22 protein-coding genes are annotated in these 22,664 nt (G+C 63.9%); 14 read left to right on the forward strand and 8 right to left on the reverse strand.

What is annotated here, in order from left to right; genetic code table 11:
• The first annotated feature begins 8 nt into the window (after nt 1–8).
• The 4 genes from AC1VNY_RS05550 (at nt 9) to AC1VNY_RS05565 (ending at nt 2,051) form a co-directional block, all read left to right on the forward strand.
• On the forward strand, nt 9–305 hold the full coding sequence (locus AC1VNY_RS05550) for an HdeA/HdeB family chaperone (RefSeq protein WP_038379761.1): 297 nt from the start codon (nt 9–11) through the stop codon (nt 303–305).
• Between the two features lie 23 nt (nt 306–328).
• On the forward strand, nt 329–622 hold the full coding sequence (locus AC1VNY_RS05555; RefSeq protein ID WP_018271001.1) for an HdeA/HdeB family chaperone: 294 nt from the start codon (nt 329–331) through the stop codon (nt 620–622).
• Nucleotides 623–870: 248 nt separating this feature from the next.
• A complete protein-coding gene (locus AC1VNY_RS05560) occupies nt 871–1,101 on the forward strand; it encodes a hypothetical protein (protein ID WP_038385236.1) in 231 nt (76 codons plus the stop codon).
• 212 nt (nt 1,102–1,313) lie between these two features.
• Nucleotides 1,314–2,051 (forward strand): outer membrane protein, encoded by a 738-nt coding sequence (locus AC1VNY_RS05565; protein ID WP_018271002.1) that lies wholly within the window; start codon nt 1,314–1,316, stop codon nt 2,049–2,051.
• Nucleotides 2,052–2,154: 103 nt separating this feature from the next.
• On the opposite strand, the gene aspD is transcribed toward AC1VNY_RS05565, so the two are convergent.
• Nucleotides 2,155–3,780: an aspartate 4-decarboxylase gene (gene aspD, locus AC1VNY_RS05570; RefSeq protein ID WP_028344997.1), complete on the reverse strand. Its 1,626-nt coding sequence runs from the start codon at nt 3,778–3,780 to the stop codon at nt 2,155–2,157.
• 364 nt (nt 3,781–4,144) lie between these two features.
• Here aspD and aspT (AC1VNY_RS05575) point away from each other — a divergent pair, with 364 nt between their 5' ends.
• On the forward strand, nt 4,145–5,836 hold the full coding sequence (aspT, locus tag AC1VNY_RS05575; RefSeq protein WP_482404443.1) for an aspartate-alanine antiporter: 1,692 nt from the start codon (nt 4,145–4,147) through the stop codon (nt 5,834–5,836).
• Nucleotides 5,837–5,862: 26 nt separating this feature from the next.
• Complete coding sequence (gene aspT, locus AC1VNY_RS05580) at nt 5,863–7,557, forward strand: aspartate-alanine antiporter (protein ID WP_482404511.1); 1,695 nt, start codon at nt 5,863–5,865, stop codon at nt 7,555–7,557.
• 276 nt (nt 7,558–7,833) lie between these two features.
• Here the strand turns inward: aspT (AC1VNY_RS05580) and AC1VNY_RS05585 are convergent, their stop codons facing one another.
• Nucleotides 7,834–8,436: a hypothetical protein gene (locus tag AC1VNY_RS05585; protein ID WP_482404444.1), complete on the reverse strand. Its 603-nt coding sequence runs from the start codon at nt 8,434–8,436 to the stop codon at nt 7,834–7,836.
• A gap of 6 nt (nt 8,437–8,442) precedes the next feature.
• On the opposite strand from AC1VNY_RS05585, the gene AC1VNY_RS05590 reads away from it, so the two are divergent.
• Complete coding sequence (locus AC1VNY_RS05590; RefSeq protein ID WP_482404445.1) at nt 8,443–9,312, forward strand: hypothetical protein; 870 nt, start codon at nt 8,443–8,445, stop codon at nt 9,310–9,312.
• Nucleotides 9,313–9,371: 59 nt separating this feature from the next.
• On the opposite strand, the gene AC1VNY_RS05595 is transcribed toward AC1VNY_RS05590, so the two are convergent.
• Entirely contained in the window at nt 9,372–9,500 is a 129-nt protein-coding gene (locus AC1VNY_RS05595; RefSeq protein WP_482404446.1) for a hypothetical protein, read from the reverse strand.
• A complete protein-coding gene (locus AC1VNY_RS05600; RefSeq protein ID WP_482404447.1) occupies nt 9,479–10,993 on the reverse strand; it encodes a helicase HerA domain-containing protein in 1,515 nt (504 codons plus the stop codon). The genes AC1VNY_RS05595 and AC1VNY_RS05600 overlap by 22 nt, the downstream gene beginning before the upstream one ends.
• A 364-nt stretch (nt 10,994–11,357) precedes the next feature.
• Here AC1VNY_RS05600 and AC1VNY_RS05605 point away from each other — a divergent pair, with 364 nt between their 5' ends.
• The 3 genes from AC1VNY_RS05605 (at nt 11,358) to AC1VNY_RS05615 (ending at nt 15,012) form a co-directional block, all read left to right on the forward strand.
• The gene (locus AC1VNY_RS05605) at nt 11,358–12,848 is read left to right on the forward strand and encodes a hypothetical protein (protein WP_482404448.1); all 1,491 of its coding nucleotides are present in this window, start codon (nt 11,358–11,360) and stop codon (nt 12,846–12,848) included.
• Between the two features lie 2 nt (nt 12,849–12,850).
• Nucleotides 12,851–13,411: a hypothetical protein gene (locus AC1VNY_RS05610; protein ID WP_482404449.1), complete on the forward strand. Its 561-nt coding sequence runs from the start codon at nt 12,851–12,853 to the stop codon at nt 13,409–13,411.
• Between the two features lie 311 nt (nt 13,412–13,722).
• The gene (locus tag AC1VNY_RS05615; RefSeq protein WP_482404450.1) at nt 13,723–15,012 is read left to right on the forward strand and encodes an MFS transporter; all 1,290 of its coding nucleotides are present in this window, start codon (nt 13,723–13,725) and stop codon (nt 15,010–15,012) included.
• Nucleotides 15,013–15,071: 59 nt separating this feature from the next.
• On the opposite strand, the gene AC1VNY_RS05620 is transcribed toward AC1VNY_RS05615, so the two are convergent.
• The 3 genes from AC1VNY_RS05620 to AC1VNY_RS05630 all read right to left on the reverse strand — a co-directional run bounded on the left by AC1VNY_RS05620 (nt 15,072) and on the right by AC1VNY_RS05630 (nt 18,359).
• Complete coding sequence (locus tag AC1VNY_RS05620) at nt 15,072–16,244, reverse strand: OpgC domain-containing protein (protein WP_482404451.1); 1,173 nt, start codon at nt 16,242–16,244, stop codon at nt 15,072–15,074.
• A gap of 238 nt (nt 16,245–16,482) precedes the next feature.
• The gene (locus tag AC1VNY_RS05625; RefSeq protein WP_482404452.1) at nt 16,483–17,097 is read right to left on the reverse strand and encodes a TetR/AcrR family transcriptional regulator; all 615 of its coding nucleotides are present in this window, start codon (nt 17,095–17,097) and stop codon (nt 16,483–16,485) included.
• Between the two features lie 89 nt (nt 17,098–17,186).
• Nucleotides 17,187–18,359: an acyl-CoA dehydrogenase family protein gene (locus tag AC1VNY_RS05630; protein ID WP_482404453.1), complete on the reverse strand. Its 1,173-nt coding sequence runs from the start codon at nt 18,357–18,359 to the stop codon at nt 17,187–17,189.
• 89 nt (nt 18,360–18,448) lie between these two features.
• Here AC1VNY_RS05630 and AC1VNY_RS05635 point away from each other — a divergent pair, with 89 nt between their 5' ends.
• On the forward strand, nt 18,449–18,865 hold the full coding sequence (locus AC1VNY_RS05635; protein WP_482404454.1) for an AMP-binding protein: 417 nt from the start codon (nt 18,449–18,451) through the stop codon (nt 18,863–18,865).
• A 112-nt stretch (nt 18,866–18,977) separates the two neighbouring features.
• Nucleotides 18,978–20,072 (forward strand): asparaginase, encoded by a 1,095-nt coding sequence (locus tag AC1VNY_RS05640; RefSeq protein ID WP_482404455.1) that lies wholly within the window; start codon nt 18,978–18,980, stop codon nt 20,070–20,072.
• On the opposite strand, the gene AC1VNY_RS05645 is transcribed toward AC1VNY_RS05640, so the two are convergent.
• On the reverse strand, nt 20,051–20,584 hold the full coding sequence (locus AC1VNY_RS05645) for a sigma factor-like helix-turn-helix DNA-binding protein (RefSeq protein WP_482404512.1): 534 nt from the start codon (nt 20,582–20,584) through the stop codon (nt 20,051–20,053). The two genes, AC1VNY_RS05640 and AC1VNY_RS05645, sit on opposite strands and share 22 nt — an antisense overlap.
• A 185-nt stretch (nt 20,585–20,769) precedes the next feature.
• Here AC1VNY_RS05645 and AC1VNY_RS05650 point away from each other — a divergent pair, with 185 nt between their 5' ends.
• The gene (locus AC1VNY_RS05650) at nt 20,770–21,750 is read left to right on the forward strand and encodes an AraC family transcriptional regulator (RefSeq protein ID WP_482404456.1); all 981 of its coding nucleotides are present in this window, start codon (nt 20,770–20,772) and stop codon (nt 21,748–21,750) included.
• Between the two features lie 60 nt (nt 21,751–21,810).
• Complete coding sequence (locus AC1VNY_RS05655; protein ID WP_482404457.1) at nt 21,811–22,617, forward strand: MBL fold metallo-hydrolase; 807 nt, start codon at nt 21,811–21,813, stop codon at nt 22,615–22,617.
• The last annotated feature ends 47 nt before the right edge of the window (nt 22,618–22,664 follow it).

The following is a 22,664-nucleotide window of genomic DNA, read 5'->3' on the forward strand; positions in this document are numbered from 1 at the left end:
GAAATCGAATGAACAAAATCACTGTGTGCCTGGCTCTTGCCGGCGCGGCGTTGTCGGGCCCGCTGCAAGCGCAGACGAGCGTCGATATGGCGCGGATAACTTGCTCGCAGTACCTCGCCATGTCCCCGGGCGATTCTTCCGTATTTTCTGCCTGGATGAGCGGCTGGTTCAATCAAAAGAAGGGATACGTCTTTGTCGATCTCAACGCGTATGCGCGAAATGTCGCAAGCGTGAAGGCGTGGTGCGCGACCAATCCCACTCAGACCGTGATGGCCGGCCTTGAGCGCTCTACGGCCGGCCAGTGATCAAACAGGGTTGGAAGATAACAATGAAACCATCGATTCTTGCCATTGCGACCGTCGCACTCCTTGCCACGAGCGTCGTGGCCAAAGCGCAAGTCGTCGTCGACCTGTCCCTCATTACCTGCAAGCAATTGCTGGAGTCGGACCAGGAACGGCAAACGTTGATCAGCTCCTGGATGTCGGGCTATTTCAGCGCATCGAAGAACCTGACCGTCGTCGATTTTCGCTACGTCGAGCGAAACGGCAAGGTAATCGGCAAGTACTGCAAGTCGCACAAGGCAGACACCGTAATGAATGCGATGCAAAAGAACTGGCGCTGATTATCGTCCTTGCGAACGTGCAGGCATTGGACGGCATCCTTGTCCTTCTCGGGCCGGAGGTGAAGCCCGCGATGCCGACGGTCGGCAGGCTGGTCGCGGTTCACTCGCGCTTCTGATCGAACCGCTTCTCCCTCAACTCGGGCCGCGGCGCCCGTATTTTTACGGTCCGCGCCCTTGACCAAGGTCAAGGCGCGGCCGCCGGCCAGATGGTGTGTCGCTAGGGCTGTTCGCTCTCGCCCGGTGTCGCGGTGTCGGCCATCTGGTATGTCACTTATGAAATTCGCCGACGTGGTCTGCTGGCTCGACGGGCGCGCAGCCCTCGCGAGACCAGGACATTTGCAAGCGAATCGGACGCCAAGGCGTTCGCGCGATCAAAACTGGACGAAGGGCTGGTCGTGTTTGCCGGCACCATCAATCCGCACCTCCCCAGGCAATTGATCCCCTCGCAGAACATTGCCGATTGGCTCGTCGAACAGTGAGCCGGCTCGACGCTGCCTCTCCGGCAGAACGAGCTTCGTGCTGCACCGAAGTTGAAAGCAGAGCCCGAGCATGGTGTTCGTTTGCCCTTGAGTGTTGCCATTTTGGCACGCGCCTATTCGTGACTCACATCTAGGCTTCGACCACTGCCCCGATTGGGCGAGCGCAAGGACTGCTTTTCTCGATTAACGCGAAGAGACCCGGAGATCATTCCATGAAGAGATTTTTGCTTTCTGTCGCCGCGATTGTCGGCATGGCCACGCCGGCGTTGTCTGCTGACATGGCCGTCAAGGCGGCGCCTGTGCCGGTCCCTCCGCCGGTCTACAACTGGACCGGCTTCTATATCGGTGCGAATGGCGGCTGGGGTGAGAGCCGCACCTGCTGGGATTTCCTCCCCGCCCTCGGAGGTGTCGTGGCCGACGGGTGCAGCTCGCGCTCCGGTGGCGTTTTCGGCGGACAACTCGGCTATCGCTGGCAGGCAGGCCAGTTCGTGTTCGGCCTGGAAGGACAGGGTGATTGGGCGGACCTGAAGAGCTCGCGCCTCAGCCTGATCGATCCGAGGTTCTCGACGACAACGAAGACCGACGGACTGGGTCTCTTCACCGGCCAGCTCGGCTGGGCCTGGGATGCCGCGCTGTTCTACGTGAAGGGCGGTGCCGCGGTCACCAGCAATCGCTATGACATCTGGACGACGGTCGGGGGAATTGGGGTGGCGTCGGCGACGTCGACCCGTTGGGGTGGCACCGTCGGCGTGGGCTTCGAATACGGGTTCACTCCGAACTGGTCCGTCGGGCTCGAATATGACCGCCTTTTCATGGGCGATGCGAACAACACGTTCTCGGTGGTCAATCCCATCGTAGCCGGCGCTGCCAACCGGATCGGACAAGACGTGGATCTCTTGACGATACGCCTGAACTATCGGTTCGGAGGGCCGGTCGTCGCGAGATACTGATCTTCGTGATCCCATGTAAATTGAGCCCCGGCACGATCGCCGGGGCTCTTCTTTTGCTTCAGCCCTGCCGGATCAGACGCTCGATGCGCGGCAAGCGCCGCTGTCAGCGCTTTGCGGCTCCGCCCTTCGCTGCTTCGTAGGCGTCGCGATAGCCTCTGGCGATCGTCCGAACGCCGCGTCCGATGTCGTCATAGACATCGTCAGCGAGGTTCGCGAGCGACACGCGAAGCGACCATTCCGGGGCATCGAATCCGCCGCCGTTCAACAGCACGATCCCGTGGGCTTCGGCCAGCCTGAACGCGAGGTCCAGCGGATGGACGTTCTTCTTCAGATATTCAACCGCATCGTCGCCGATGTTCTTTCGGGCCCAGAACTCGAAATCGATCAGGGCGTAGTAGGCATCGTAGTTCGGATTGGGGCTTAGCTTGTCGGCCAGCCCGAGGCCGTCGAGCAGCGACCATAGGCGCTTGTTGACGATCTCCATGCAGGCCGCCTGATAGGCCTTTTTCACGTCCATCATCTCCGCGAGCGAGAACAGGCTCATCATCACCTGCTGCGGCAACGACAATCCCGCGGTGTGATTGAGCGCCACGTCGCGGCTGTCGGCGACGATGCGGTCGATCAGCTTGAGCTTGCGCGGTTCGAGCGTGAGCGGCCCGTAGCGCTTGTCGAGTGCCTTCACGGCGTCGTCCGGAAGCTTGGCGATCATCTTGTCGAAGATGTTGTCCTCGTTGATGGCGATGGCCCCCAGCCGCCATCCCGTGCAGCCGAAATACTTCGAATAGGAGTAGACGCCGATGGTGTTGTGCGGCAGTTCGCCCAGCAGCGAACGGAAGCCGTGTACGAAGGTGCCATAGACATCGTCGGTGAGGATCATCAGGTCGGGGCGCTTGGTCTTGACCAGATTGGCCAACTTGGCAACCGTCTCCTTGCTCAACGCCATCCCCGGAGGGTTGGACGGATTGACCACGAAGAAGGCCTTGATCTTCGGATCTTCCAGCTTCTTGATTTCCTCGTCGGTGAACTGGAATTTGTTCTCTTGCGGAGCCCTGATCTGAACGACCTTCAGGTCGTAGTCTTCCAGGTGCGTCATCTCGATGTAGGGCGTGAAAATCGGCGTCGCCAGCGCGATCGTATCGCCCGGCACCAGCAGCCGGTTGGCCTTCAGCGACTTGAACAGGTAGCACATCGCCGCCGTGCCGCCCTCGACCGCATAGATGTCGAATTTCCCGGCCGGCCGGGGCTCGCCGCAAACCGCCCACATCAGGTATTCGTGCACGATCTTTTCGTTGTGCACCAGCATGCGGTCCGGCACCGGATAATTGTCGCCGATGATCGAATCCACCAGCTCGTGGACGAAGGCGTCCGGGTCGAAGCCGAACTTCTTGACCGCAAAGGGCAGCATCTCGGTCAGGAAGCTCGCGCCCGGCATGTCCTTGTGCTGTTTGAGCCAGGCCTCGAACCGGCCGGCGATGCCGTTTGCCTGAGGCATGCCGCCGATTCCCGCCGGGTGCTCCATCACCCGCTTGCTCTCGGTGATGGCGAACTGTCCGAGCAGGAAGAAACCTTCGCGCGGCGTCGTCGCCACCCAGTTCGGATTGCCCCGCCCGGCGTTCAGGAAAGGCATCTGGCTCCGCTTCGAATTGCTCTTCGCGAGGTTGATCAGTTCGTCCTTGATCTCGAAGGGGCTCAGCGCCTCGAATTTCTTTAAGGTCAGTAGATCGGCCATTTGACACTCCCGGATCGATGCAAGCTGTTGGAATGGAAGCGACAGCTCTGTTGCCCGCGCAATCGCGCGCAGCATGATCGGCGGCCGGTGACGAGCCTTGATCTATGTCAACGGTCGCGCGCTAGCGATGCGATCGCTGCGACGGATTGCCGCTCACGATGCAATGTGCGCGGCACGCGCGTGGTGTCGGCAAGATCATGAAATCGCAAGGCTCTCGCAGCTGCGGTTGACATAGATCAACATCCTGCTCGCCAACCGCCATCTGATGTCGACCGATACGGTTGCTCGCCCTTTTCGGCCACCCCCGCACGAGATCGAAGCGGGCGGACGCCGAAGCCCCGGGACAGCATGAACGGGTGACATCATGATCGATTGGCTCTTCCAGACGCTCCGCACCTATCCCGAAATTGCGATCTTCCTCTCGCTGGCCCTGGGCTACTATTTCGGTTCCTTCACCTACAAGGGTCTTGGACTGGGCGCGGTCACCGCGACACTGGTCGCCGCTGTCATCATCGGCCAGATCGGAATCACCATATCAGGGCCGCTGAAGCCGTTCTTCTTTCTGATGTTCCTGTTTGCAATCGGTTACGGCGTCGGACCGCAATTCGTGCGCGGCATCGCGCAGGACGGCGTCCCGCAGGCCGTTTTCGCGGCGGTGGTCTGCGTCTTCTGTCTGCTGTCCGCGTATCTCGGCGCCAAGCTCGCCGGTTACGATGTCGGATCGGCCATCGGGCTCTATGCCGGCTCGCAGACGATTTCCGCGTCGATGGGGCTCGCGACCGACGCCATCAATCGCCTTGGTCTGCCCGCAGACGAAGCCAAGAAGCTGCTCGATGCCATGCCGGTCGCCTATGCCGTGACCTATATTTTCGGCACGGTTGGGTCGGCGATCGTGCTGGCGCTGCTCGGGCCCGCGCTGCTCGGGATCGATCTCGAGACCGCATGCAAGAAATACGAGGAGGAGCATGGCGGCAAGAAGGAGCTGGGCGGCCCGGGCACGGCCTGGCACCAGTTCGATTTGCGTGCCTACCGCGTCAGCGAGCGTGGGCCGGTCGTCGGCAAGATGGTCGAGCAGGCCGAGGCGCTGATTCCCGATCATCGCGTCTTCGTCCTCCGGCTTCAGCGGGGCGGAAAGATCGTGGAGGCAACCTCCGATACCGTGATTCATGCCGGCGATGTCGTCGCCGTGGCCGGGCGCCGCGATGTGCTGGTGCAGCTGATCGGCGAGCAGGCCGAGGAGGTTGACGATCGCGAGCTGCTGGCAGTTCCGATCGAAGGCGTCGATGTCTACGTGACCAGCAAAGACGTCGACGGCAAGACGCTGGAGCAGCTGGCGAAGGAGCCGGGCGCTCGCGGCGTATTCCTGCGCAGGATCGCCCGGGGCGCGATCGCGACCGAGATTCCGATCCTGCCGAACACCAAGATCAATCGGGGCGACATCCTCACCTTGGTCGGCCGCACGTCCGATGTCGCCGCCACCACGAAGCTGCTGGGCCGGCCGGATCGTGCGACAGACGTTGCCGACGTCGCGTTCATCGGCGCCGCGATCGCGATCGGCGCCCTTGTCGGCGCGTTCGTCTACAAGATCGGAAGCGTGCCGCTGACGCTGTCCACCTCCGGCGGCGCGCTGATCTCCGGCCTGTTCTTCGGCTGGCTCCGGTCCGTGCATCCGACCTTCGGCCGCATCCCGTCACCCACCGTATGGTTCATGAACTCGGTCGGCCTGAACGTCTTCATTGCCGTGGTCGGAATCTCCTCGGGCCCGGGATTTGTCGCCGGCCTGCAAAAGCTCGGCTTCAGCCTGTTCCTTTGGGGCGTCGTCGTGACCACCGTGCCGCTGATCCTGGCGATGTTTGTCGGCAAATACGTGTTCCGCTTCCACGACGCGATCCTGCTCGGATGCTGCTCCGGCGCGCGCACCACGACCGCTTCGCTGGGCATGATCAACGACCGCGCGAAGAGCCAGATTCCCGGTCTTGGCTACACCGTCACCTACGCGGTCGGAAACACGCTGCTGACGATCTGGGGCATGGTGCTGGTGATGATGATGACATAGCCGCGGCGCGGGACCGTGTTGAGACGATGTTGACCTGGCTGGCGCAATTTCTCGTTCGTTATCCGGAGCTCGCGCTGTTCCTGGTGATCGCGGCGGGCTACTGGATCGGGAGCTTCAGGATCGGCGCCTTCAGCCTTGGCCCGGTGACAGGCGCGCTGTTCGCAGGACTCGCGGTCGGCGATTTCGCGCATGTGCCCGTCTCAAGCATGACCAAATCGTTCCTGTTCCTGCTGTTCCTGTTCGGGGTCGGGTATTCAGTCGGTCCGCAATTCGTGCTGGCGATGAAGCGCGACGGGCTGAAGCCGATGCTGATGGCCGTTGTCGTGAGCCTCACCGGCCTTGCGGCGGCGATCGTCGTGGCACGCGTGCTGCGGCTCGACCCCGGCTTCGCCGCCGGGCTCATGTCGGGCGCGCTCAGCCAGAGCGCTGCAATGGGTACGGCGACCGACGCGGTCAATTCCCTGCCAGTGTCCGAGGCACAGCGCGCGTTGTTTGTCTCGCACATCGCGGTGGCGGATGCGGTCTGCTACATCTTCGGCTATGCCGGCGTGATCACGTTCTGCACGATCGTCGTTCCGGCGCTGCTGAAAATCGATCTGAAGGCGGAGGCGCTCAAACTGGAGCAGACCCTTGGCATCACGCGCGCCAAGCCCGGCCTTGCGTCGGCCTGGCGCAAGTTCGAACTGCGCGCCTACCGGCTGGACGCTCACGCTGCGATCGTCGGGCTGACAGTTGCGGCCGCCGAAGCTCGCGTGCCCGGGCAACGTGTATTTATCCACCGTATCCGTCGCGGCGAGCGCATCCTCGAGGCGGAGCCTGCAACGCTGCTCGCGGCAGGCGACGTGATCGCGCTGTCGGCGCCACGCCAGATCATCGTCGAACTGATCGGACCGCGCGGGGAGGAGGTGGAGGACCGGGAGCTCCTCGATATCCCACTGATCTCGGCAGACGTATTCCTGATCAACGCGAAGCTCGCAGGCAGCAGTCTCCAGCAGGCGTCGGAACAAGACTGGACGCGCGGCCTTTATCTGCGCTCCGTGAGCCGGGGCGATGAAGCGCTTCCGATCGCTGCCGGCACGGTTCTGGAGCGCGGCGATATGCTGCGCATCGTGGGTCCTGAGACTGTGGTGCAGAATGCGGCCAAGAGCATCGGCGTCATCGTTGCGCCGAGTACCACGATCGATTTCGTGGTGCTCGGGCTCGCGATTTTCCTCGGCGGCCTGCTTGGCGTTCTCGTGAGTTTTTCGGTCGGTGGCGTCACGATCTCGCTGAGCACCAGCGTCGGTACGCTGCTCGCCGGACTTCTGGTCGGCTATCTCCGCACACGTCTGCCGTATTTCGGCCGGATCCCCGACGGCGCCATCAGCCTGATGACGTCACTCGGACTGGCTGCGTTCGTCGGCCTGACCGGGATTCATGCCGGGCCGATCTTCCTTTCCGCGATACGCGAGTCGGGTATCGGGCTGCTGCTGGGCGGCATGATCGTCACCCTGTTGCCGCAGATCGTCGGCTTCTGCTTCGGCCATTTCGTGTTGCGCATGAACTCGATCCTCTTGCTCGGTGCACTGACCGGAGCACAGACGGTCACGGCCGCGATGGCTGCCATTCAGGAGCGCTCGGGCAGCTCTGTGGTGGTGCTTGGCTACACGCCCGCCTATCCGATCTCCAATATTCTGCTGACAACCTGGGGATCGGTCATGGTCGTCGTTTTCGCTGGATGACAGGATGGGGACGGCCCGCGCTTCCCTCGCCATTGAGAGTCGCGCGCAAGCGAGCCTCCCCCGGGTCCGGACTGGCGAATTCCGCCCGCGGCTTCGTCAGATCACTACGCACACCGGAATCGGTGTTTGCAGCTCCCGCAACCAAAATCCGGACCAACCGGTTCCAATAAAATGGCCCGCATTTCGCGGGCCATTTTTGTTTTGGAGGACAATCGGACCTCGTGTCGTCGACTGATTGGGCCCAGATCGCGGCGTTTCCGCAACGCGGGCCGCTCCCTAGACGATGAAATGGAATTCGTGCCACGCACTCCAGCTGATGCCATCGCTGGCGCGAACCCAGAGGTCGTCAGGCACGGTGCCGCCCTGGAATGTCGTGCTGGCAATTTGAGCCGCGCTGACGTTGATGGCGGTGCCGGTGGGCTGCGCAGTCCCGCCAATGCTCCAGTGGCCGCTGCTTGCCGACGGCGTCGAATCCCAGAATTGGTACTGTGCCATACTGTCGCCGTCGGCATCCGTGACTGAAAACAGGCTTAATGCGGCCACGCTCTGATTGGCCGTCGCGTGGAAGTCGGACGCCGTCACGACGGGAGCGCTGTCAACCGGTGCGGTGACGTGAAATTCCTTCCACGCCCCCCAGGCAAAACCGTCGTAAGCCCTCACCCAGAGATCGTCCGAACCCGAGCCGCTTTGAAAGCTTGTGCTCGAGAGCTGAGCTGCCGTGACATTGATGGCGGCATTGGTGCCTTGGGCGACTCCCCCGACCACCCAGTACCCGCTGCTCGCATCCACCGTCGAATCCCATACCTGATAGTTCGTGATGGTGTCGGCAACGATACGATCACCCAGTACGCCTTCTGGGACACCGGAGGAAACGGCCACTGGGTGGTGAACGGTGTCGCCCAGGCCGCCAACACCGAGATCGATGTGAGCGCGGCGAACCTGTCACAGGTGAGCTACGTGTTCGGACCCGGTGGCTCGCCATCGGATACGCTCTGGGTTAAGGCCAATGACGGCAGCATGTGGAGTTCCTGGAAGAGCTTCACGGCCACCGCAACGAACCAGGCGCCGACAGTCGCGGTCTCAAACGTAACGACGGTCTCGGGGCAGGTCTTCGCGGCTTCGAGCCTGGTCAGCGCGACGGACGCGGATGGCGATACCATAACGAAATATGCGTTGTGGGATTCCAACACGAACGGGCGTTGGAACGTCAACGGAGTGAACCAGTCCGCGAATACGGAGATCGACGTCACTTCGGCACAACTTGCCCAGACGACCTATCAGGCCGGCTCCGGCACCGACCAACTCTGGATCCGGGCGTATGATGGCAGTGCGTGGGGTGTCTGGCAGCCTTTCAACGTAACGGGAGAGAGCCCCAGCAGCGCCACCATCGCAGCAGGCACGACCCTGGAATTGACGGGGGCTTCGAACGCCGCCGTTACGTTCCTGGGCAGCACGGGGACGCTGAAGCTCGACAATTCCGCGAGCTTCACCGGAACCGTCGCCGGGATGACCGGTTCGGACGCGATCGATTTCGCGAATATCAATTTCGCGACCGTTCAGACGCCGACCTTCAGCGGTGACAGCACGCACGGAACGCTCACGGTGACGGACGGCACTGTCACCGCCAGTATTGCGCTGCTGGGCAACTACATGGCTTCCACATTCACGGCCTCGAGCGACGGCCATGGCGGTACCTCGGTTGTCGATCCGCCGGCGATGCAAGTCAGTCAGCTTGCGCAGCCGCAGCATGCGTAAGGGCTTGAGATAGGGCGGCTGTGGAGGGCCTGTTACGGGCCCTCCGCAACCAAAATCGATCAACCGGCAAAGATGAACAGGCCCGCCTCCAGGCGGGCCTTTTTCTTGCCTTGCAGCGCTTCCGCGATGTTGCGCAACACCGAACGCCTGGTTGCCCGGCGCCTGATCACGGCAACGAGCTGTTGCAAGCCGCCTCTGTCGCCTGGTCGTCCACATTCGGGTCGGCCGCGGCCGTGGCCCAGGCGAGCTCGACGAGGGTCACGATCCGCCGGCCGGCACCGTCGAGCTGGCAGACGATCAGGCCTTGTTCCTCGATGTAGGTCAGAAGATGCCGGGCGCGGCGCAGCGAATGCGTGCCGTAGGCGCGAGCGATCGCGGCATCGCTCGGGCAAGGCCAGCCCTCCTTCGCGGCGCGGGCGATCATCATGAAGACGCCCTGCATGTCCTCGGGCAGGAGCGAAGCACGCAGCGAGACATCCTGCCAGACGTCGTCGTCCGCCATCTCGGTGCCGAGCCCGGCGCGGGCGCGCGTCAGCATCCGGCGGAAATCGGTCAGCTCCGGCACAACGGCACCGAGACCCTCGATCCGGCAGCGGACCACGAACTCCTGATAGAGCGCGCCGATGGCGCGGAAGCCGGCGTCGGGCTCGGCGAGGATGGCGCGCAGGATACGGTCCAGCCGCTCACGCCGCTCGGCCAATTGCTCGGCGCTCGGCGGTGGCTCCGCAGCTTCGGGATCTGGCTCAGGTGCCGGCTGCTTGGCGGCCATCAACTGGCTGAGCAGATCCGGCGACGGCGCCCGGCGCTGCGGCCGCACCGCTTCCGGCGGCGGAGCGGCCAGGATGATCGCGCGTGCGTCCTCCAGTGCCGCTTCAGGCAGCGGCATCAACCGCGGCGCCGCGTTGCGCGGCTGGGTGTCGGTCGGACCGATGCGCAACCCCAGCGGACGGCGGGACAGTGCGGGTCCGAGCGCCATGAATTGTCCGCGCTCGAGGTCGCGAAAGGCTTCCGCCTGCCGCCGTTCCATGCCGAGCAGGTCGGCGGCGCGCGCCATGTCGATATCGAGGAAGGTGCGGCCCATTAGGAAGTTTGACGCTTCGGCCGCGACATTCTTGGCGAGCTTCGCCAGCCGCTGGGTCGCGATGATCCCGGCAAGCCCGCGCTTGCGGCCGCGGCACATCAAATTGGTCATGGCGCCGAGCGAAAGCTTGCGCGCCTCGTCGGACACTTCGCCCGCGACCGCCGGCGCGAACAGCTGCGCCTCGTCCACCACCACCAGCATCGGATACCAGTGGTCGCGGGCGACGTCGAACAGCCCGCCGAGGAACGCTGCGGCGCGCCGCATCTGGTTCTCGGCGTCGAGCCCTTCGAGATTGAGCACCGTGGAGACGCGATGGATGCGCACGCGCTCGCCGGCGACCTGCAGGCTGCGCTCGGTGTGGTCCTCGGCGTCGATGACGAGGTGGCCGAATCGTTCCGCCAGGGTGACGAAATCACCTTCCGGATCGATGATGGTCTGCTGCACCCAGGGAGCGCTCTGTTCCAGCAGCCGGCGCAGCAGATGGGATTTGCCGGAACCCGAATTGCCCTGCACCAGGAGGCGTGTCGCCAATAGCTCCTCGAGGTCGATGGCCGCCGAAGCGCCGGCCGTCGTTTGTCCCATCTCGATCGCTACGGTCATGTCCCGACTCAAATTGTCCTTGCGGAGAGGCGGCTTAACAAGCTGATCGCGCCGCGTCGAGCGAACCGCACCATCATCCCCAGGCGCGGCCGGGAGGCGGACAATGCCGATGCTCGCTTGACGAGATGGAGATTGATCGAGCCACTACAACGTGTTTAGCTTGCGTGTCTGATGTAGATTTTTTCGAACAAGTTCCTGTTCAGCTGCGCGATCCGGCCCGGTTCGGACCTGCTCCCATTCAATCAGCCCGTCGAACTCGATGTCTGAGTTCAACTATGACGCATTCATTTCCTACCGCCGCTCCGACGGAATTGCCGTTGCACGGTGGCTCAGGCGCACGCTTGTCGGCTTTCGCCTTCCCGCAGTGCTGCGCGGCGCCTATGCGAAGAAACTGCGCGTCTATCTCGATACGGCCTATGAGCGCGGCACCAGCGACTTCTACCAGCAAAGCATCAAGCCGGCGCTGCTCTCCTCGCGATACCTGATCGTGGTGGCGACGCCGGACGCGATGCGGCGGCCGGGCGGCGTCGAAGACTGGATCGAGCGCGAGATCAGGGATTTCACCGCTGGTCCTGGCGCCGGCAATGTCATCGTGGCCAGAGGCGCAGGCGACTTCGACGGCCCGCTGCCCGGAGGCTTGAAGGAAACCTTCCCGAACATCGAGATCGTCGATCTGAGAGGCGCGGGACCACTGTGGTTCCTGAGCTTCTCGCGGGTGGTCCGCCTGAGCGCGGAAAAGCTGAAGATCGTCGCGCCCCTGCTCAACATACCGCCGGAGGAGATGCCCCGGCTCCGGCAAGAAGAGGAGAGGCGGCAGCAGACGCAGTTAGGCGCGGTCGCGGGCGCAACCCTGGGAACGCTTGTCGCCGTTGGTGGTCTTAGCGTGCTGGCCTTGATCAATCAGTACAAGGCCATCCGCGCCAACGATGACAGCATGTTCGCGGCTTCCAGCATGATTGGCGAGGCGGCCAATCTGAGAGCCGACGATGCCGACACCTTGCGGACACGCCGGCTCATCATCGGCCGCGGTTGCGATCTGCTCGACAAGGCGGATCAAGGGACAGCGAGCGATCCTCCGATCAACGGGATCGTGACCTGTCGGCTCGAGCGCGGCGCCCACCGTGAAGCGCTTCACGAAGACAAGGAGGCGCGGAAGGAATTCGGCGACGCCATCGAGCGCGCGGCGCTCAGTCATCAGGGCCGCGCGCGCATCGATTCGGCGCTGGCACTCCTGCAGGCCCGGCAGGCCTATGCCGAATATCTGGTGCGGCAAAAGGATATGGATGGCGCCGGCCGCGCTTTTGCCGATCTGCTCGATGATTCCAGGCGGCTCGGCAAGGAGCATGATGGGCGCGCTCAGTTCATCCGGTTCGAGGCCGAGGCGCTGGGCCAGACGGGCGACCTGCACGTCGCCGCAAATCGCCACCAGGAGGCGGCGGACAGCTACGACGCAGGTGCCGATGCGTTGAAGCGTTTGCTCGACGCCCGCAGGTCCGACGGTCGCACCGAGGATTATCAGCTCGTCGGATGGCGGGTGCGCCTGTTCCGGCTGGCGGGCCAGCAATATGCCGCGCTGGATCGGCTCGATCCCGCGGCCGAGCAGTTCAAGCTTGCGGTCGGTGCCGGCTCATCCGGTGACGGCAAGGCCGCGGACGCATCTGTCGCGTACGAGGTGGCGATCGCGCAGGCATACCTTGTCCTGATTGAGCGCAAGCGCGGAAATGCCGCCGCTGCCGCAGATGCCAAACAGGCGGCCCTCAACACCATCGACGCGGTCGCCGGCTCCAAGGCGGGGGCCGGCCTCAAGCAGCGTGCCGCCGATCTCAAGCGCTGGATCGAGCAGCAGGGGAGTTGACGATGGATATCCCCGGCAGCGCGCGCCTTGTCACCGCGATGCTGGCATCGTTTGTGGTGAGCGCGACAGTGCTCGGTGGCGCCGGATATTCAGCCTCGCGTATCCTGGTCGCGCCGCAGCGAGACGTCTTCCGGGCCGCGGCGCTCGACATGGAGCTGGCACACGGCTGGTGGTGCGAACAAGACGACACTGAGTTCGTCTGCTCCCCGCCCGGCAAGCCTCCCCGTGCGGCAATCGCGATCATCGCCATGAAGGAACGCAACGAGCAGGACAATCTGCAGGCCTACGAGGACCATCTAAAGCAAAGGCAACGGATCGGGGACGAAAGCGCTGGCAAGCTGTCCGACATCCGGTTTGTAAAGCGCAACGTGATCGGTTCGCACCAATGGGTCGAGGCGCTGCATTCCGGCTCCGAACTGGCAAACTTCGACACCTACTATCTCGCCACCAATACATCCGAGCTCGGCATTCTCGTCACCTTGTCGGTCCACAAGGATTACGCCGATAAATATGTTGCCGAGCTCAAGCAGATGATTGAAACGCTCAAGATCTATCAAAAGTGAGACGTTCCCCAGACACATGCCGAAACACGCTCGCGCGGCGTGGCGTGCGCATTGGCAGATGCCGCCGTAATCACGCCGGGAATGCTCTATCCGGGCGGCGAAGCTGCGCAAGACGCCGGCGCGTCCGCCGGTTGCAACGGCGCAGCCGCCGCGCGTTCGTCCCAGGGCAACACGCGTTAGCGTTCTCGCGGTGACGCCGATGTGATCGGCGTCGCTATTCTTGTGTCGGATACCTCCGTCCCGTTTGCCGGAGATGTCCCGTCGCGCAAACCTCGGCATAGTCCGCGCACAAAAGAAACGTGCGAGGAAACATGACTGAGAGCACCGTCGATACACTTGCGCTGTCGGTCGCGGCGCCTGGCGCAGTGTCGCCGCGAAAAGTGTTTTGGGCGACCTGGTTCGGCTGGATGCTCGATGGCTTCGATTCCTCGATGTACGCTTACATCCTGGTCGGCGCGCTGAGCGAATTGCTGCCGGCCAGCGGCATCGAGCCGAGCAAGGCCAATATCGGCATCTATGGCGGGCTGTTGTTCTCGATCTTCATGCTGGGCTGGGCCTGCTCGATGGTCTGGGGCTGGGCCGCGGACCGTTACGGGCGCGTCCGGATCATGTGCTGGACGGTGCTGGTCTACTCGCTGTTCACGGCGCTGTGCGGGCTTGCGACCGGTATCGTGATGTTCGCATTGTTTCGTTTTGTTGCCGGCTTCGGCATCGGCGGCGAATGGGCCGCGGGCACGCCGCTGCTGCAGGAATCGGTGCCGGAGAATACGCGGGTGCGGCTCGCGGGATGGCTGCACACGGCAACGCCGACCGGTCTGTTCCTCGCCGCCGCCGTGACGCTTGCGATCGGCAGCACGCTCGGCTGGCGCGGCATGTTCCTGCTCGGCATTCTGCCCGCGCTCCTGATCGCGTATCTGCGCAGCAACATTCCCGAACCCGAGCGCAGCGCTGCGCGCGAGCAGCCGTCGGTCGCGGCCTTGTTTGCCGGCGACCAGGCGCGCACCACCTGGGCCGCGGCGCTGATGATGGCCTGCATCATCTTCGGCCTGTGGTCGTCGAACTTCTGGGCCCCGACCGTGATCTCGACCAAGCTGGTCGCCGCGGGCGCGACGCCCGCGCACGCGCAGGAGATGGGCGCGGTGGCCGGGCTGATCACCAATGTCGGCACGCTGATCGGCTGCCTCCTTGTGCCATGGCTCACCACCTGGCTCGGCAGCCGGCGCCGCACCGCGGTGCTGTTCTTCATCGGCGGGCTGATCTCCGTCGTGGTCTCCTATGAGGTCGCAATCGAATGGCTCGACAGCCTGACGCTGTTCATGGTGCTGCTGCCGGTGCTCGGCTTCTTCACCAATGGCGTGTTCGGCCTGTTCACGATTTGGCTGCCGGAGATGTTTCCGTCGGCGCTGCGCGGCTCGGGCTCCGGCTTCGCCTTCAGCATGGGCCGTGTGCTCGGCGCAGCCGGCCCGACCCTGATCGGCGCGCTCGCCGCCCGCACCGGCAGCTTCCCGCTGGCGATTTCGATGCTGTCGCTGATCTATGTGGTCGGCCTGCCGTTGATCGCCCTGGCGCCGGAGACGGCCGGCAAGCCGCTGGCGAAATAGCAGGCTACTTTGCGCGTTACGTGCGGCTTCGGCCGCGCGCCGTCGCGTCAAGAGGTGGCTTATTCCGCCGGCTTCGCGGTCACCGGCGCCTGCGCAGCCGCAGGTACCTTCGCGGGCGCCTTGTCGACCTTCTTCGACCAGGAGCGGTAGTAGGCGAGTGCGGTCATCAGCACGATGCCGACAATGCTGACCGCGATCTGCATCCAGATGCTGCCGGAGACCTCGACCAGCAGCACATGCGCGATGACCGCGAGGAAGACGCCGGTGCAGAACACTTCGAGCGACTGCTGGCCGCATTTGAGCATCGGCTGGAAGATCGGCCATTCATATCCGGGCCATTCGCGCGGCAGGAAGCGGGTGACGAAGAAGGCGAGGACGATGAAGTGCAGGACGCGATAGGGCGCGAGGTTGGTCTTGTCGTTCGGATTGAACGCGTCATAGAGCCAGGCCGGCATCGCCTGTCCGAGCTCCGGGAAGCGGCCCGCCAAGGTCATGACCAACGCAAACAGCAGATAGGCGCCGCCGAGCCAAAGGAAGGCGCGCGAGCGGATGAATGTGATCGATTCGCTCGCGCCGCCAAGCGCGAACCAACCGCCGAACACGAACAGGAACTGCCAGCAGAACGGATTGAAGTACCATGAGCCTGACGGATAGGCCGGCAGGTTCCAGCCGAATTGCCGCGCCGCGAGATAGAGCAGGAACGAGGCCAGCAGCGTCAGATTGAGCTTGCGCAGCATCGCCCACAGCACCAGCGGATAGCACAGCATCAACGCGATGTAGAGCGGCAGCACGTCCATGTTGACCGGCTTGAACGCCAGGATCAGGCCCTGATAGAGCGTCTCGGCCGGATTGTGCATGAAGCCCGCGACGTTGAACTCGTTCTGCAGGTTGGGGTCGTGATAGCGCTGGGAGAGATAGCCGATCTCGGCGATGTAGATCACGAACAGCAGGACATGCGCGACATAGATCTGCCAGGCGCGCTTGATCAGGCGGGTGGCGCCGATCACGGTGCCGCGCTCGAGCATCATGCGCGCATAGACGAAGGATGCGGTGTAGCCGGAGATGAACACGAACAGATCGGCCGCGTCGCTGAAGCCGAAATTCTTCTGCGTGATCCAGTTCACCGCGTTGTTCGGAATATGATCGAGATAGATCGCCCAGTTGGCGAAACCGCGCAGCAGATCCAGGCGATAATCGCGGCCACGGGGCGGCAGAACAGCCTTGACGTCCATCGGTTCGCTCCCATCCCAGTGCCCGCATGTCCGGTCGCGGGTCGCCCTCCGCGTCATACTAGAACAGGATTTCGACGGCTGTGTATTGGTTTTCGGAAAAGGTGGCAGGCAACACTGCCGAACCACGATGAATTTGGATCAAATCGTTCGCGCCGCGAACCGCGCCGGCGGACGGTGCGTAGGATGGGTAGAGCGAAGCGAAACCTATCCCACGAGAACCGGTCGCGAACCGGCGCAGCTAACGCTGCACGAACCCGTTATGCAGCGTGGTGAACAGCGCCTTGCCCTTCTTCACCAGATCGTATTTGCGGCCGTAAAGCAGCCAGACCGCGGTGAGGTGGCACATCCCGCCCATCATCAGCGACATCGCGGTGTAGGGATCGAGATTGCGGCGATAGGTGCCGGCGCGGCTCGCCTGCCTGATCAGCTGCACATAGCGCAGCGCGTATCTGTCGACCGCCTTCTTGATCCGCGGCTCGGCGGCAAGCACGCTCGGCCAGATCTCGAGGAAGAACACCCGGCCCCAGCTCGGGTTGTCCTTGATGTACTGGAAGTTGGTCAGGAAGATGATGCGGAGCTGCTCGACGGGATCGCCACCCTTGACCAGCAGCGGCTCGGTCTTCTGATACAGCGCCTCGAAATTGCCCTCGGGCACATCGAGCACCAGCGCGCGCTTGTCCTCGAAATAATCATAGATGCTGGAGAGCGGTACTTTCGCCGCGGCGGCGATCTCGGTGAGCGAGGTGCCGTCGATGCCTTTTTGGCCGAACAGCTTGGTGGCCGCCGTGAGGATCTGCTCGCGCCGGTCGCGGCTGCGTTGCTGCTTGAGCTTGAGTGTCGTCCCCGAAGCCACTTTCGTCTCCACGCGTCCGGGAAAAAACAGTAAGGCAGCGGGACCGGAACACAAGCGCTATTGCAACGGGATACAGCGTAGGATTGCCATCACACCGGCGTGTTCCGCCGTTCATGGCGACGGAATGCATCGCGGGCAATGATCTGACGCATGATCTCGGAGGTGCCGTCCAGAATGCGGACCACCCGTGTTTCCCGCCAGATGCGCTCGATCGGCAGGTCCCTGGAATAGCCGGCACCACCGAACAGCTGCATGGTCGTGTCGGCGACGCGCTGCACCATGTCGGCGCCGGTATATTTGGAGAGCGCGGCCGCGGCGGTGCGGGCGGCGGCATCGCCCTGGTCGTAGCGCCACGCTGCCTCATAGGCGACAAGGCGCGCGGCATGCAGCGAACTCGCCATGTCGGCGATCTGCCACTCGAGGCCCTGATGGTCGCGCAGCTTGCGCCCGAATGCCTCGCGCTCCGAGACATGGTCGAGGGCGTAGTCCAGCAGCTGGCTCGCCGCGCCGACGCAATAGGCGCCCCAATGGGTGCGCCCGGCATCCAGGCACCGCATCGCGATGGCGAATCCTTCGCCCTCCTGTCCCAGCAGATTCTCGCGCGGAACACGGCAATCCTCGAAGATCACTTCGGCGTGCTCCGAGCCGCGCCCGGCGGCCATCTCGACCAGGCGGCCGATGGCAAGACCCGGCGTCTTTGCGTCGACGACAAAGGCCGCGATGCCCTTGGCGCCGGCGGACGGATCGAGCGTGGCGAACACCGTGAAAACGCCGGCCGCGGGCGCATTGGTGATGTAGGTCTTGCGGCCGTCGAGCACGTAATGATCGCCGTCCCGCCGCGCCCGGGTCTGGATCCGGACGGCATCGGATCCGGCATTCGGCTCGGTCAGCGCGAACGCGCCGATCACCCGTCCGCTGGCGAGCTCCGGCAGCCATCGGTCGCGAACCGCCGGCAGCGCGAAGAACTCGATCGCCTTCGAGCCGATGTGAACGTTGACTCCGCTCAGATAGTAGAAGGCGGTGTGCGCCTTCGCGAGCTCCTCGATCGCGATGCAGCTGCCCAGCATCGAGAGGCCGAGGCCGCCGAATTGCTTCGGCGTGTTGGTGCCGAACAATCCCATCCTGCGCAGGCCGGCCATGGCGCTGTCCGGCACCTCGCCGGTTGCCTCGATCGCGGCATCGTGCGGCTGCAGCTCGCTGCGCACGAATTCGCGCACCCGGTCTTGCAGAACGCGGAGATCGTCGGGAAGCTCAAAATGCATGGTGCACCAAAAGTCGAATAATATTCGAAAAATGTTGCGCCGCCTCCCGGCAGATGTCAAGGTTTTGCGGAAGTTCCGGAGAATACGGCATGCTCGCAGGCTTGATGCAGCAGGTCCCACTCACCCTCAATCTGGTGAGGGAACGGGTCGCGGATCTCTATCCGAACAAGACGGTGACGACGCGGTATTGCGACCGCATCCACGTCATCGGCTACGCGGAGCTGCTCGGCCGCGCGGGCCAGCTCGCCAACTTCCTCGCAGAGAGCGGCGTCGAGCGCGGCATGCGCGTCGCCACGCTGGCCTGGAACTCGCACCGTCACCTCGAGCTTTATCTCGCCGTGCCCTGCATGGGCGCGGTGCTGCACACCATCAATGCGCGCCTGCACGCGCTGGATATTGCAAGGCTGCTCGCCCATGCCGAGGATCGGGTGCTGTTCGTCGATCGTTCGATCTGGCGAGCCGTCGGAACGGAGATCGAGCTGCGCAACGCGTCTGGAGCTCACTAAACGCTTCAACCCGCCTTCCGACCATCGCATCTTCCGCCGCAACTTTGTCCACTTGTTACGGGACAAAACCACGAGTTGTGGACTGGCGACCTGTCGCTTTGGGGAGAAGATCATGCCACGTTCGTTTCAATCCAATTATTCCGTTCGGCTCTTCCTCGGCCTCGCAGCAGCCCTCACGATCGGGCTTACCTCGCCGGTATCGGCACAACAGGCGACCGGCACCACGCTGGCCCGCGTGCTCGTGCTCGGTACCGGCGGCACCATCGCGGGGCAGGCCAATGCCCGCGCCGGCAACGCCTATGACTCAGGCAAGGTCAGTGCGGCCAACCTGATCGCGGCGATCCCGGGCATCGACAAGCTCTCCCAGATCTCGGCCGAGCAGATCTCGTCGATCGGCTCGCAGGACATGAACGACAAGGTGTGGTTCGATCTCGTCAAGCGCATCCGCACCGCGATCGACAGCAAGGAGGTCGACGGCGTCGTCATCACGCACGGCACCGACACGATGGAGGAGACCGCGTTCTTCCTGCAAAACGTGCTCGACACCGACATGCCGGTCGTGCTGGTCGGATCGATGCGGCCCTCGACCGCGATCGGCGCCGATGGTCCGGCCAATCTCTATGAGGCGATGCGGGTTGCGTCCGCGCCGGAATCCCGCGGTCGTGGCGTGCTCGTGGTGCTGAACGACACCATCCATGCCGCGCGCTGGGTGCAGAAGACCAATACCACCAGCGTCGAGACCTTCCGTTCGCCCGATGCCGGCCCGGTCGGCTATGTCGACACCGGCGCGCTGCGTTTCCTGCAGCCGGCTGTTCCGGCCAAGGGTGCGAAGCTGAAATTGCCGGATGCGCCGCCATTGCCGCGTGTCGACATCATCTATTCGCACGCCAACATGGACGCCGCTGAGGTCGAGGATGCGGTCAAGCGCGGCGCCAAGGGCATCGTGCTGGCCGGCGTCGGCGACGGCAATTCATCGAAGGGCGCGATCGATGCGCTGGCGGCCGCGGCGAAGCAGGGCGTCGTGGTGGTGCGTTCGAGCCGGGTCGGTTCAGGTTTCGTGAACCGCAACGTCGAGGTCGAGGATGACAAGCTCGGCTTTGCGGTCTCGCTCGATCTCAACCCGCAGAAGGCGCGCGTGTTGCTTGAGCTTCTGATCGCGAACGGCATCACCGAGCCGTCGGCGGTTCAACAGGCGTTCGCGCGGTAGACCGCCGGTTTTGAGGCGCCTGCTGGCTTTACCTGCGCGGCTTCGTTCGTCGCGCGCCGCGCCGCGAGCAGCAGGGCGCGCGCCTCCGCGATGCGCGACATCACGGTGGTGATGGGGACGCCGGTGACCTCGGCGATCTCCTTGTAGGAGAGATCGATCAACTCGCGCAAGGCGATGACTTCGCCGAGCGGGGCTGGCAGGTCGTCGACCAGTTGCCGGATTGTTGCGCCGTCACGCCGTTCCGCCGTTGCATTTTCGCCGGCGAGTTTTCGGCCGAGACTCTCCTGGCAGACGGCTTTGAGGATCGCGAGCAGCCATGGCCTGACGGCCGGGCCGCGAAAGCTGTCGAACTCACGCGATGCGCGCAGATAACAGTCCTGCACGGCCAGTTCGGCGTCCGCCTCGGTCCGCATCAGCACTTGAGCGAACGCATAGGCATCGTCGAGACACGGCAGCGCCGCGTCGCGAAACTGCTGCGCCGTTTTATTCCCGGCTTTCGCACTTCGCATCATAGGGTTGCATCTCGTGAATAGCTTTACCGGCAATCGGCGCAGTGTTATCAGGCTCCTCGCCGGAGTCGTGGACCGTCGCGCCAAGCGTAGGGACAGGAACGACGTGCGCACACGACATGCGCATATCGGGCAGCAAGCGATCGATCGTGTCAGCCTTGATCGATCGGGCGTTCGGAGCACGGATCATGTCCGAGACACAGGTGACCAACCGGTTCTCGATCTTCCATCATGGGCTGGCGAAAGGGCCGGCCTATGAGGCATGGCGCGAAGGGATTTGCCGCGGCTTCTGCCGGCTCGACGTCGGACCGACCGACGACAACCACATCGACTGCCACAATGAGTTCACGCTGCTGCATACGGTCGCCATCGCGACGCCGCGCGGCGGCTCGGCCCGCTTCGCCCGCACCCGCGCGCTTCTGAATGACGGCTGCGACGATCTTGTCCTGATCTTTGCGACGCGCGGCACGGTGCAGGTCACGCAAGCAGGCAAGGCGATCGAGCTTCAGCGCGGCCAGATGTGCCTCACCGAAATGAATATCGTCGGCACCGCCGATCTCACCCGGTCGGGCAGCTTTACGACGACGCGGTTTCCGCGGCGCCTGCTGCTCCAGATCGCACCCTCGGCGGAGACGCAGCTGGCGCGGGTGCTCGGGCGCGAGCCGGCCTTGGGCGCGATGATCGAGCGCTATTCCGCGCTCTGCACCGAGCTTGCCGGCGATCTGGACGTGCCTGGCCAGCGGGCAGCGGCGCACCATCTCGCTGACCTGGTGGGTCTTGCTCTCGGCAGCAGTGCCGAGAGGAAGGAACTGGCGGCACGGGACGGCATGGCGAAGGCGCGGCTCGATCTGATGAAGGCCGATGTCCTGAAGAATCTCGACAACGGCAAGCTCACGATCGAGGCCGTAGCAAAGGCGAATGCGCTCAGCACCCGCCAGGCGCAACGCCTGTTCGCGTCCGCAGGGACGACGTTCTCGGAGTTCGTCCTCGATCAGCGCCTGCTGCTGGCGCGCCGGTTGCTGCTGCACGAAGAGGGCGCCGGCCGCAAGGTCAGCGACATCGCCTACACGGCCGGCTTCAACGATCTCTCTTATTTCCACCGTTCGTTTCGCAGGAAGTTCGGCGTAGCACCGGCGGAGATGCAGATGGAACTGGGGCGCCGGCATTGAACGCCGCGTGTCGCTGACGTAGATCAGGAGACCGGCTTCATCGCAACGAGGGCGCTGCCAATGCCTCTGTGGACCTGCGAACAATGCGGCGCGCAATTTCCCGAAACCGCGGCGCCACCGCCGGCTTGCCCGATCTGCGAGGACGACCGGCAATATGTGAACTGGAAGGGGCAGGCGTGGCTGACGCGCGAGGAGCTCGCGCAGCGCCACAAGCTGGTCTGGCGCGACGATCTCGGTCTCGTCGGGATCGCGCTCGAACCGTCCTTTGCAATCGGGCAGCGCGCGCTGCTGGTGCCGGACCGCGGCGGCTGCGTGATGTGGGATTGCGTGCCGCTGGCGACGGCGGAGGCGATCGCGCATGTCAGATCGATCGGCGGCCTGAAGGCGATCGCGATCTCGCATCCGCATTATTATGGCGCGGTCGCCGACTGGAGCGCGGCGTTCGACAATGCCCCGGTCTATCTGCACGGCGACGACGCGCAATGGGTGACGCGGCCTTATCCGTCGATCGTGCCGTGGCAGGGCGACAGCCATCGCATCTCCGACGACATCCTGCTGGTGCGCGGCGGCGGGCATTTCGCCGGCGCCACCATGCTGCATTGGCGCAAGGGCGCCGACGGGCGTGGTGCGCTCTTGACCGGCGATATCGCGATGGTGGCGATGGACCGCCGCTCGGTCAGCTTCATGTATTCCTACCCGAATTATATCCCGCTGAACGCACCGGCGGTCCGCCGCGTCGCGCGGGCGGTCGAGCCGCTGGCCTATGATCGGATCTACGGCGCGTGGTGGGGCAAGAACATCGCCTCCGACGCCAAGGCGGCGTTCGACCGTTCGGTGCAGCGCTATATCGCGGCAATCTCGGACTGACGGTTCCGGCCGCTTTTGGCAACCTTGCCTCGCGGCGCGATCGCGCT

Source organism: Bradyrhizobium ferriligni (assembly GCF_056837965.1).

Bases quoted from the DNA above. Each gene is read 5' to 3' on its own strand.
- AC1VNY_RS05550 (WP_038379761.1), top strand. From the start codon at position 9: ATGAACAAAATCACTGTGTGCCTGGCTCTTGCCGGCGCGGCGTTGTCG.
- AC1VNY_RS05555 (WP_018271001.1), top strand. From the start codon at position 329: ATGAAACCATCGATTCTTGCCATTGCGACCGTCGCACTCCTTGCCACG.
- AC1VNY_RS05565 (WP_018271002.1), top strand. From the start codon at position 1,314: ATGAAGAGATTTTTGCTTTCTGTCGCCGCGATTGTCGGCATGGCCACG.
- aspD (WP_028344997.1), bottom strand. From the start codon at position 3,780: ATGGCCGATCTACTGACCTTAAAGAAATTCGAGGCGCTGAGCCCCTTC.
- aspT (WP_482404443.1), top strand. From the start codon at position 4,145: ATGATCGATTGGCTCTTCCAGACGCTCCGCACCTATCCCGAAATTGCG.
- aspT (WP_482404511.1), top strand. From the start codon at position 5,863: ATGTTGACCTGGCTGGCGCAATTTCTCGTTCGTTATCCGGAGCTCGCG.
- AC1VNY_RS05600 (WP_482404447.1), bottom strand. From the start codon at position 10,993: ATGACCGTAGCGATCGAGATGGGACAAACGACGGCCGGCGCTTCGGCG.
- AC1VNY_RS05610 (WP_482404449.1), top strand. From the start codon at position 12,851: ATGGATATCCCCGGCAGCGCGCGCCTTGTCACCGCGATGCTGGCATCG.
- AC1VNY_RS05615 (WP_482404450.1), top strand. From the start codon at position 13,723: ATGACTGAGAGCACCGTCGATACACTTGCGCTGTCGGTCGCGGCGCCT.
- AC1VNY_RS05620 (WP_482404451.1), bottom strand. From the start codon at position 16,244: ATGGACGTCAAGGCTGTTCTGCCGCCCCGTGGCCGCGATTATCGCCTG.
- AC1VNY_RS05630 (WP_482404453.1), bottom strand. From the start codon at position 18,359: ATGCATTTTGAGCTTCCCGACGATCTCCGCGTTCTGCAAGACCGGGTG.
- AC1VNY_RS05635 (WP_482404454.1), top strand. From the start codon at position 18,449: ATGCTCGCAGGCTTGATGCAGCAGGTCCCACTCACCCTCAATCTGGTG.
- AC1VNY_RS05640 (WP_482404455.1), top strand. From the start codon at position 18,978: ATGCCACGTTCGTTTCAATCCAATTATTCCGTTCGGCTCTTCCTCGGC.
- AC1VNY_RS05645 (WP_482404512.1), bottom strand. From the start codon at position 20,584: ATGATGCGAAGTGCGAAAGCCGGGAATAAAACGGCGCAGCAGTTTCGC.
- AC1VNY_RS05650 (WP_482404456.1), top strand. From the start codon at position 20,770: ATGTCCGAGACACAGGTGACCAACCGGTTCTCGATCTTCCATCATGGG.
- AC1VNY_RS05655 (WP_482404457.1), top strand. From the start codon at position 21,811: ATGCCTCTGTGGACCTGCGAACAATGCGGCGCGCAATTTCCCGAAACC.